Raw genomic sequence first — 10,693 nt, 5'->3', positions numbered from 1 at the left:
ATCTTTTAGAGGTTAAAATCAGTATTAACTAAATTTAATACTGACTGCGGTTAAAACCGCTCGTGTCGATTTTCCGCCCCGCAATGAATTGACGGGGCTACCAATCTCCCGAACTTTTTAGGTGTTTCTAACGTGGCAACGATTGCTGCTACTGCCTCACGCTTGCCAGATATCGTGATATTCTGAGAACCGTTGATCGCGGCGATCGCCACCTGTTGTAAGTAGGGTTGAATCGCTGCTTCCACCTTGCTCTCATCTGCCAACACCACTACCATCTCGCCATCTTGAGGTAGGGAGTGCATTAAACGGGCTCGTTGTGCAATCAGGTTCAAGCCATCTTCCAGGCTGAATGCCCCCGCCACACAAGCGGCGACATACTCACCGACGCTGTGACCCATGACTACCGTTGGTTGTATAAGCCAAGATTTCCATAACTGAGCCAGAGCATATTCCAAGGCAAATAAGACAGGTTGAGTATAAGCTGTCTGATCCAGAGGGGAATTCATCCCTGGCTGTGGGTATAGGATTGACAATATTGATATTTCTACAACAGACCGCAGAATTTGATCGCAACTATCGAGGATTTGACCAAAAATAATGGGATACAAGCCTCGCCCTTCTAGGGCGACTTTATTTGTGATATGCTAGTTGCCGTAGGTTTTTCCACGTCAAATGATTGTTTTAGAGTTCAAGGCTAAGGGAAAAACAACTCAATATGCTGCTATAGATGAGGCGGTTAGGACGGCTCAATTTGTCCGCAATAAGTGCATCCGGTATTGGATGGACAACCGAGGTGTAGGACAGAAAGAACTGTATCGTTACAACACAGCATTGAGAGCTGAGTTTCCCTTCGTGAAAGCATTGAACTCCCACGCTTGTCAAGTTGCGGTTGAAAGAGCCTATAGTGCAATTGCTCGGTTTTATAGCAACTGCAAAAAGTCTGTTCCAGGGAAGAAAGGCTACCCAAAGTTTAAGAAAAACTGCCGTTCAGTTGAGTACAAAACTTCTGGATGGACGCTTTCCCCTGATAGACGTTTGATTAATTTTATCGACAAGAAAGGGATTGGCAAGCTTAAACTCAAAGGAACATGGGACTTACACTTCTATCAATTAGACCAGATAAAACGGGTTAGGTTGGTGCGTCGTGCTGATGGCTACTATGTGCAGTTCTTGATAAGTGCCGAGAACAAAGTAGACACAGAACTGACAGGTAAGATGCTTGGATTAGACGTAGGACTTAAGGAGTTCTACACTGATTCCAATGGTCATACTGAACCTAACCCTAAGTTTTATCGAACAGGCGAGAAACGGCTGAAGTTTAGACAACGGCATGTTTCCCGTAAAAAGAAAGGCTCTGCCAACCGAAAAAAAGCCATTAATCAGCTAGGGCGAGTACACCTCAAAATAAGTCGGCAGCGTGAAGAACATGCCAAGCGAGTGGCGCGTTGCGTAATCCAATCTAACGATTTGGTTGCCTATGAAGATTTGAGGGTCAAGAACTTAGTTAAGAATCACTGTCTCGCCAAATCGATTAATGATGCTGGTTGGTATCAATTCCGGAAATGGCTGGAGTATTTCGGAGAAAAGTTTGGCAAGATAACTATTGCCGTTAATCCTGCCTATACTTCCCAGGAATGCTCTAGCTGTGGCACGTTAATCAAAAAGTCCCTATCCATGAGAACCCACGTTTGTCGGTGTGGATTCATCTTAGATAGAGACTGGAATGCCGCAATTAATATCCTGAAATTAGCCTTGAGTACCACAGGGCATGTGGGAACTTGGGTCGTAGACCCGAACGCTTCGGGAGATCCGACCTCTACTTTGATTGGAGCAATCCTGTCAGAGCAAGTTGGGTCTATGAACGAAGAATCACCGCACTTTTAGGGCGGTGAGTGTCAAGAAATGTGGGCTGCGTTTCGTATAGCTGGCGATCCATGCCTATATACTGGGAACCCTGACCTGTAAAGAGGAAGGCTATCTTGGGCTGACTATTACCCAACACCTGCCCCTGGAATACTCCTGTTGGTTTTTCTCCAGCTATTAAGGTAGTGAGCTTTTCACACGCTTGGGCGCTGGAGTTGGCGACTACACTTAGCCGATGACGGAAGTGCGATCGCCCTGTATTAGCAGTAAAGCAGATATCTTCAATAGCTAAGGTCGGATTGGCTTTGAGATAGTTTTGATACCGCTCAGACAATTGCTTTAGTGCTGCTTCAGTCTTTGCCGATATTGTCAGCAAATGCCACGGGCGTGCCGCTTTTGCTGGCATCTGTGCTGATATTGTTGCTTCTTCTAGTACGATATGTGCGTTGGTGCCGCTAAAGCCAAAAGAACTCACCCCCGCCACCCGCCGCTTTGCCCCAGACAGCCAGGGTTTGGCTGAAGTTGATACTACCAATGGGAATTCATCCCAGTTGATGTAAGGATTGGGCTGTTTAAAGTGCAGGTGGGGTGCAATCTCTTCGTGTTGCAGTTGTAGTACAACCTTAATCAGACCAGCTATCCCAGCGGCGGCTTCTAAGTGACCTATATTCGTTTTCACCGAACCGATTATCAGTGGATCTGATTGGGCGCGGTCTTTGCCAAAGACGACGCCCAAGGCTGCGACCTCAATTGGATCTCCGAGAGATGTGCCAGTGCCATGAGCCTCAATGTAGCTGACCTGGGCTGGCTCCACCCCAGCATTCTCCAAGGCTCTGCGAACCACAGCTTGCTGAGATGGCCCATTGGGAACTGTCAAGCCACTGGTGCGACCATCCTGATTTACCAAAAATTTGGGTCTAAAGCCCCGCCCCTTCTAGGGCGGCTTTTAATTTTATTTTAATATTTTATCAGCAATGTTTTGTGATAAAATTATCGCATGATAGTTAGAGAAGCCAAGCTACTAAACGGAACAAAAGAGCAATACAAAGCTCTTGATGATGCCATTCGCACAGCCCAATTCATTAGAAATAAGGCTATAAGATACTGGATGGATAATCAAGGAGTCAGTAAAGCCGATTTGTACTCGCTATTGCATTGATTTAGCCAAAGAGTTTGCTTTTGCCAAAAAGTTAAATTCGGCGGCACGTCAAGCTAGTGCAGAAAGAGCTTGGCAGTCCATCTCTACCTTCTATAGTCGTTGCAAAAAAAAGGAGAAGAAGAAAGGTTATCCTAAGTTCAAAAAGCATTGTCGCTCGGTGGAATACAAGGTATCAGGGTGGAAGCTATCAGAGGACTGCAAAAGTATTTCTTTTGGCGATGGGTTCAATATTGGAACTCTATCTTTGTACTGCGATCGAGTAACTAGGGAAGACCTATTTCGACTAAAGATAAACCGAGTTCGAGTAGTGCGTAGAGCAGATGGGTATTATACTCAATTTTGTTTCGATGCGGAGCGAAAAGAACCGGGAAAATTTACGGGTAAAGTCGTCGGGTTAGATTTGGGACTAAAATATTTCACCAAAGACCAAAACGATAATGCTGTTATTTACCCCCAATATCTTCGTCAATCCGAGAGCCGTTTGAAAAAACTGCAACGACGATTAAGTAAGAAATTTGTCAAGGGTAAAAAACCCCAATCAAATAACTACCACAAAGCCAGAAAGAGACTAGGAAAACTCCATCTTAAAATTCAAAGACAGCGTAAAGATTGGGCTATTAAGCAAGCTCGATGCGTGGTTCACTCCAACGATGTGATTGTCTATGAGGATTTAAAAGTGTTGAATCTGGTCAAAAATCATCATTTGGCTAAGTCAATTTCTGACGCTAGTTGGTATCAATTCACTCAGTGGTTGGACTACTACGGAAAAATCTGGGATAAAGTAGTTGTAGCAGTATCGCCTAATTATACTTCTCAGGATTGTTCTAGCTGTGGACATCGAGTGAAAAAGTCCTTAAGTACCAGAACTCACTCCTGTCCTAATTGTGGTATCGAGATTTGCCGTGATACAAACGCGGCATTAAACATACTCAAAAAGGGCATGGGGATTTTAGGTATAGAGTGGCAAAACAACAGTACCCAAGGGCATTGGGAATCTGGGTTGGAAAACCGAAAGCATGGGGAGAAGACCGCCTCTACTGTTGATGGGCAACCTGAGATAGCAAGTGGACTTTTGTGAACCATGAACAAGAATCCCCGCCCGTTATACGGCGGGGAGTATGTCAATGCTGATCCACGAATTATCGCTAAGATGTTGTCCCCATCAGCTACGGCATCCGACAGGCGCTTGAGGACGATCGCTCCACAACCTTCTGCACGGACAAAGCCGTCAGCGGCGGCATCAAAGGTTTTGCAACGACCATTGGCGGACAGCATCCCAGCTTTTGAGAAATTGATACTCAATTCTGGTGAGATCAGGTGGTTTACACCCCCTACCAGGGCGAGATTGCACTCTTTATTGCGAAGGCTAGAGCAAGCCAAATGAACTGCCACTAAAGATGAAGAGCAGGCTGTATCCACAGATAGACTCGGTCCTTGTAAACCCAGAATATAGGACAAACGGCCTGATGCTACGCTATGAGAAGTGCCTGTGGCTAGGTAAGCGTCAATTTCTGTTGCTTCTCTGGTCAGCAAGCGCTGGAAATAGTCATTGCTACAGATGCCGACGAATACGCCCGTTTGACTACCTGCTAGTTGATCGGGTGCCACTCCGGCGTTCTCCAGCGCTTCCCAGCTTGTTTCCAAAAGCCAACGTTGCTGAGGGTCAAGACTGACAGCTTCTCTGGGAGAGATGCCAAAAAACAGGGGATCGAACTCCCTTAGAGGATCGACAAACCCACCGTGGCGGGTGTACATTTTTCCAAGAGCATCTGGGTTTGAGTCGTAGTAGGCATCAAGGTTCCATCGGTCTGACGGTACTTCGGCGATCGCATCCACTCCATTGCGCAATAACTGCCAGAAAGCTTCTGGGTTGTCAGCGCCTCCGGGAAATCGGCAACCCATACCAATTATGGCGATTGGTTCTGTTTTTGCTTGTTCTAAGTTTTTGAGCTTGGTTTTCAGATCCCTGAGTTCAAGCACTGCCTGCTTCATCAAAGCCTGATAGTCTGTATTTGCTGAATTTTTATTCATTAGACCTCTTGCCAAATTAAAAATAAAATCAAATTTCGCTATGAAAGCGTCAAATTCTCTACCTGTTCCCTGTTAAGAAGTTCCCTGTTCCCTGACTGGGAGCAAGAAGTCTATTAGATGTTGTCTTCTGGTAGAGTTGCTAATTCTTGGGCTAGGAGTTCGGCGATTTCTTGAGCAGACAGTTCTTCCAAGCTGGCTGACTGCTCATATTTCCTATGCCCCTGTGGTGATATCACTGTATTTTCCCAATCAAACTCCATTGCCAGCACTTCTTGAATCAGATAATTCACAAGTGATTCCACTGTGGGATAGTCAAACGTCAAGGTTGAAGGCAACTTGCATTCCAAACACTTTTGCAGACGATTTCTCAACTCTACAGATGTCAGAGAATCCATCCCTAACTCAAAAAACCCTTTCTTGAGGTCTATAGGATCAGACGGATTTAAACCCAGAACTTTTGCCACTTGCGCTCGCACTTGTGCAACCAAAAGTGTTCGCCGTTCGCTGGCAAGAGCCGCCTCTAATTGTTGCCTAAACTGAACTAGGGGAACAGATGATTGTTCGGATATTTCCGTAAAGTCAGCAAATATTGATGAAGTGGGCGATCGCTTCATAAACTGCGACCAGTTAATCGGCATCACCCCAACCTGTGTGAATGGTTGTGAAAACAACTGCTCCAACACATCTAGTCCCTGCTGTGGAGCGATGGTTCCTATACCTTTCATCTCGAACTGGTTAACTACCTGATGTTTGGCAGCGGCTCCTATTTCAGCCCAAGGTCCCCAGTTAATACTTAGTCCCGGCAGCCCGATTGCCCGACGATAATAAGCCAGTGTATCTAAAAAAGCATTGGCAGCTGAGTGGTTGGCTTGACCCGAATTACCCACTAAAGAAGCCGTAGAAGAGAAGAGTACAAAGAAATCCAAGGACTGGTTTTGGGTCAAGCTATGTAAATTCCATCCCCCTTGTACTTTGGGAATCATTACCCGTTCAAAGCGCTCCCAACTCTGCTGCAATAGAACACCATCATCCAAAACACCAACGGCGTGGATGATTCCCCGCAACGGTGGCGCAGATCGCTCAATATCTCCTAGCACTCGGGCGACTTGCTCTGGATCAGACACATCTGCTTGTTCTACGATTACCTTTGCACCTGCTTGCTCTAATTCTCTTAACTGACTTTTGACAGAATCATTAGGAGAACTGCGCCCTACCAACATCAGATGCCGTACTCCTTTTTCTACCATCCAGCGAGCTACCAGTAAACCCAGACCACCCAAACCGCCAGTAATTAAATAGGTACTATTTCTGTTGAAGGTGAGTTGCTCTGGCAGTGCAGATTTTTCATCCTTTGACCACCGAGATAGGACAATCTTACCAATATGTTTGGCTTGCTGTAAATAGCGGAAGGCGCTAACAGCATCTTGAAGCGAAAATACCTTTCGCGGAAGGGGCTTGAGCTTACCTTCTTGGAATTGTTGCATCAGTTGACGTAGCATCGAGCCGATCAAAATTGGCTGCTCTTGACACACCTGTATCAGATCGATAAGAAAGTAGGAGACATCAGATCTTACCTCGGCTACCTGACTTGGAGTCCAAACGCCCCTCTTGCCAATTTCTAAAAAGCGACCTCCAACCCTGAGAACTGAGAGACTCTTCGGGATGAATTCATCAGCCAGACAGTTTAGTACAATGTCCACCCCCTGACCTTCGGTAATTGCCATTACTTGATCGGCAAAATCTAGGGTGCGGGAGTTCATAACGTGTTTGACTCCCAGGGACTTCAGAAATTCCCATTTACTAGGACTCGCTGTGCCTAGGACTGAAGCTCCTGCTTGTTGGGCTAGTTGAACGGCAGCCATACCTACCTCACCAGTAGCTGCATGGATCAACACTCGGTCTCCTTGAGATATTTTGGCGAGATGGTGCAACGTATAGTAGGCTGTCAAAAAAGTAACAGGGATTGTAGCTGCTGCTTCAAAGCTGATGGCTTCTGGCTTAATGGCTACCATAGCAGCATTGACTGTTACGTACTGGCTGAAGCTACCAGGAGCGATCGCAAAAACTGCCTCTTTGATCTCAAAGCCTTCCACTCCTTGCCCAATGGCTACTATCTCGCCAGCACACTCTATTCCCAAGGGACCTGGATCTCCGGGGTACAAATCCAAGGCATTGAGAACGTCTCTGAAATTCAGCCCCGTAGCGATAACTCGAATCTCTACTTCCCCCGCACTGGGTTGACGACGCGATGTCGGCTGTATTTCTAAATTCTCTAGGTCTCCCCGAGTAGATATACTTAGTTGAAACGGTTGATCCCTTGGGATATTGAGCTTTTCTTCAACTTTAGGGTTTCGGGTTTTGCAGCTATGTACCAGTCTCGACACTAAGCGTATACCGTCACGGAAGGCTACTTCGTCTTCTTTTTCCTCTGACCAGATTTCTTGAAAGAGATCTTCCACCTCCCTCCCGACTTGGGAGGGATCTAAATCGACCCGCACGCAGTTCAGTTCCGGGTGTTCCAGAGCAATGACTTTCCCCATTCCCCATAAAGGTGATTGCGCCACCTCCAGAACATTGGGGTTTTGAGTTGTTGCTGACACTGCACCTCGAGTCACTAACCAGAGAGAAGGTGGGACGGAAAATCCCGCTTTGACTAAAGCTTGGACTAAATGCAACGTGCTGCCGCATCCTTGCTTTGAAGCCACCTCCAGGTCTGCTCCTGTCAGAGCATCAACCTTTACCGCGTCTAAGCTCCACAGATGGATCGCTCCTCGTAAGGCAGGTTGATCTGTTCCCACTGTCAAAAGCAGCTTCTGAAAGTCGGCTGGGTTACTTGGGTCTATGGCAAATCCTGTTGATAACTTTTTGTACTCCTGTCCGGGAAAGACTAGGGTACAGACTTCTCCTTTAGACAGCAGCAATTCGGCCAAATTCTCACCAATACCACAACGATCTGCGAAAATTAGCCAACTGCTCGGTTCAGATGTTACCTGTTCTGGTTGGGTATCTACAGCAGAAGCTACAATAACCGACTGTGGGAATAAACTCTCAACCTGAGAGCTAATAGTTGCCGCGTCTTTAAACCCATTTGCTAGCAACAATTTGCGCCACTGTTCGCCAGAAAGTAGTGGGTAGTTAGAACGCAGATCGCGATCGCTAAATTTCCACCATCCCTCTAACAATCCAAATATTAAATCTATCCAGCGCCGACGCTCTGTTCCCTCTTGTAAGACTAACATCCCGCCAGGGGCTAATAACTGCCGTACATGCTGCAAAGTCTGCCGTAAATCTTTAGTAGCGTGCAGAACATTTGCCGCCAAAATTAAATCGTATTGATGTAATTTAAATCCCTGACTTTCAGGTGGTTTTTCAATGTCTAAAACCCGATACTTTACAAAGGGATAGTCGCGGAATTTTTCCTTGGCCCCAGTCGTGAAGAAAGCTCCAATATCAGTAAATACATATTCGGTTTGATGGGGATTCAGGTGCGGCAGAATGCAAGAGGTTGTCCCACCTGTACCGGCTCCAATTTCAAGAATTCGCACTCCAGATCGGATAGGCAGACGCTCTAGCAGCCCAGAGATTGCCTTTTGCACTAGTGTGTTTATTGGTGCAAAGGCTGGGGAGTGTTGATATAAACTTGCTGCTGTTGTGACATCGCCTGTTGGGAATAACAACTGTAGCGGGTCAGAAGCTCCTCGCAGTACCTCTACCAGTTTCGAGCCGCAACGCCCAAGCAGGGTTAACTCTGCAAAGGCGGTCGGGTATTGCTCCAACAATGTACTCCAATATTGCTGTGGATCTTGAATTTGGGGTACAGAAACTACTTCCCACTCAAGACCGACTTGCTGTAGCACGCCAACTTCAACCAACATCTCGAGCATACGATCTAACAGTCGTCGGTGTTGCCTGACTATGCCTAGCCGATCGGCTATAAATGCACTACTGAAGGTTGCCTGGTGTTGGAATTTCCATCCCATTTGAGCGAGACTTTGCAAAACATAGGCGACACTCAAAGTTTCGAGTTGGGTTAATAGTTCTGGTTGTGGAATTAGCTCAACGAGGTAGGACGTGAGGCGAGCGCAAATTTCTCTAGGATTAGGGAAATAGTTCAGTGGCGCATAGCGACCAAAATGCGCCGCCTGTCGCCACTCTACTTCATAGAGCCAGTCCAGCTTTGATTTTTCTGAAGTTCCCAGCAGTGCTTTGTTACTGGTTCGTTTGAAGGAGAGACCATCTACTCGAACCACGATTGTTCCGTTTTGATCGTACAAACGTAAATCGGCTGTCAAAGTTTCTGAATTCGAACTTTCAACAGGACGCATACGAGCATGGCTCCACAGGCTGAGTCCTAGATTTTTATAGACTTCCAAGCGTTCTACAGCCAGTGGCAAATAGGTTTCTGATTCGGGGAAAGCAGCCATAGCAACTTGGAAGCAGGCATCCAGCAGTACTGGGTGGATCTGATAATCAAAAGCCTCGGAAACTAAGACTTCAGGTAACCGAATTCGACTATCAGGCTTCTACTTCTTCTCTCCAGAGCATTTCAATAGCTTGGAATGAAGTACCATAATCAATGCCCCTCTCACGACATTGTTGGTAGTAAGCTTCCACAGATAGCTCCCGGACACACCGCTCCCTCAACTCGGATAGGTTTACTCGTTGGGGTTGTGGCTGTTGGTTTTTAACAACTATCTTTCCGGAGATATGTAGCTTCCAAGACTCTTCCTCTGATTTTTGATCGTCCGTTACCAAGCTGTAAATCTGGAATGTTGGCTCCGCCGATTTTTGGCTAAGAATCAACTGCACTGTTTGGACTTTTTCTTCTGGTAAAATCAGTGCCTCATAGATGACTGCGTCCTCTATAACCAAATTCTCGGATTTGAACACAGCGCTCGCGGCGGCTATCGCCATTTCCAAGTAAGCAGCGGCAGGCAGAATGGTTCTCTGGTAGACGGAATGGTGTTTTAGAAAAGCTGGCGTATCAGAACTGAGGTAGGACTCAAACAGAATATCTTTATGAGCGGATCGTAGCCTTTGACCAAGGAGGGGATTAACAGCTTCTTGTCTTTTTGATGGTTGATTATTTGGTATTGAGGATTTTTGAGCCGTTTCAATCCAATACCGCTGCCGCTGAAACGGATATGTCGGCAGTGCAACCTTTCGTCGCTCATAGTCTTGGTCAAAGCCTAACCAATCCACTTGCACGCATTCCACATAAAGCTGAGCTAAGCTTTGGAGTATTTGCTGCCAATCTTCTTGCCCCGGACGCAAAGTAGGCAGCCATCGACCTACTCCTTCAGGGAAGCACTTACGTCCCATTCCGAGCAAAATCGGCTTTGGTCCACATTCTAGAAAAATTTCATAACCCTCACGATAGAGCGCCTCCATGCCAGCTGCAAACCGCACGGAGCAGCGGACGTGCCGACACCAATATTCAGGAGTAGCCACCTCATCCGCCGCTAGTTCCCCTGTGACATTGGAAATTAGGTCGATTTTCGGGCGGGCATAAGTTACCTAAAGTAGCACGGGAGCATGAAAGCCGCCGCGATTTATCCGGTGGATGAAATGCGACAAGGGCTTATTCATTCGCCGTCAATATTGATATTAACTTTTGTGTTTAGGAGGCATTGTTGGCGC

General features: G+C 46.6%; 3 protein-coding genes and 4 pseudogenes. 2 read left to right on the top strand and 5 right to left on the bottom strand.

The window, feature by feature from the left end:
• Positions 1 to 122: 122 nt before the first annotated feature.
• Positions 123 to 617 (bottom strand): annotated as a pseudogene (locus MiSe_RS44260) (acyltransferase domain-containing protein); the annotation flags it as partial.
• A gap of 55 nt (positions 618 to 672) precedes the next feature.
• On the opposite strand from MiSe_RS44260, the gene MiSe_RS44255 reads away from it, so the two are divergent.
• Positions 673 to 1,884: an RNA-guided endonuclease InsQ/TnpB family protein gene (locus MiSe_RS44255; RefSeq protein ID WP_226592896.1), complete on the top strand. Its 1,212-nt coding sequence runs from the start codon at positions 673 to 675 to the stop codon at positions 1,882 to 1,884.
• Positions 1,885 to 1,900: 16 nt separating this feature from the next.
• Here MiSe_RS44255 and MiSe_RS44250 read toward each other — a convergent pair.
• Positions 1,901 to 2,767: pseudogene (locus MiSe_RS44250) on the bottom strand (CurL C-terminal domain-containing protein); the annotation flags it as partial.
• Between the two features lie 93 nt (positions 2,768 to 2,860).
• Between MiSe_RS44250 and MiSe_RS44245 the strand changes: the two are divergent.
• Positions 2,861 to 4,100 (top strand): annotated as a pseudogene (locus MiSe_RS44245) (RNA-guided endonuclease InsQ/TnpB family protein).
• 44 nt (positions 4,101 to 4,144) lie between these two features.
• Here MiSe_RS44245 and MiSe_RS44240 read toward each other — a convergent pair.
• From MiSe_RS44240 to MiSe_RS51690, 3 genes and pseudogenes are all read right to left on the bottom strand, one after another.
• Positions 4,145 to 5,053: pseudogene (locus tag MiSe_RS44240) on the bottom strand (beta-ketoacyl synthase N-terminal-like domain-containing protein); the annotation flags it as partial.
• 113 nt (positions 5,054 to 5,166) lie between these two features.
• A complete protein-coding gene (locus tag MiSe_RS44230; protein ID WP_264197007.1) occupies positions 5,167 to 9,561 on the bottom strand; it encodes an SDR family NAD(P)-dependent oxidoreductase in 4,395 nt (1,464 codons plus the stop codon).
• A 7-nt stretch (positions 9,562 to 9,568) separates the two neighbouring features.
• Entirely contained in the window at positions 9,569 to 10,504 is a 936-nt protein-coding gene (locus MiSe_RS51690) for a polyketide synthase dehydratase domain-containing protein (RefSeq protein WP_264197006.1), read from the bottom strand.
• Positions 10,505 to 10,693 lie beyond the last annotated feature (189 nt).

It is taken from the genome of Microseira wollei NIES-4236 (assembly GCF_020521235.1).
Lineage (GTDB): Bacteria > Cyanobacteriota > Cyanobacteriia > Cyanobacteriales > Aerosakkonemataceae > Microseira > Microseira wollei.
Note: the sequence above shows the minus strand (reverse complement) of the source record. Positions and strands in the feature narration are given on the sequence as shown.

Bases quoted from the DNA above. Each gene is read 5' to 3' on its own strand.
- MiSe_RS44255 (WP_226592896.1), top strand. From the start codon at position 673: ATGATTGTTTTAGAGTTCAAGGCTAAGGGAAAAACAACTCAATATGCT.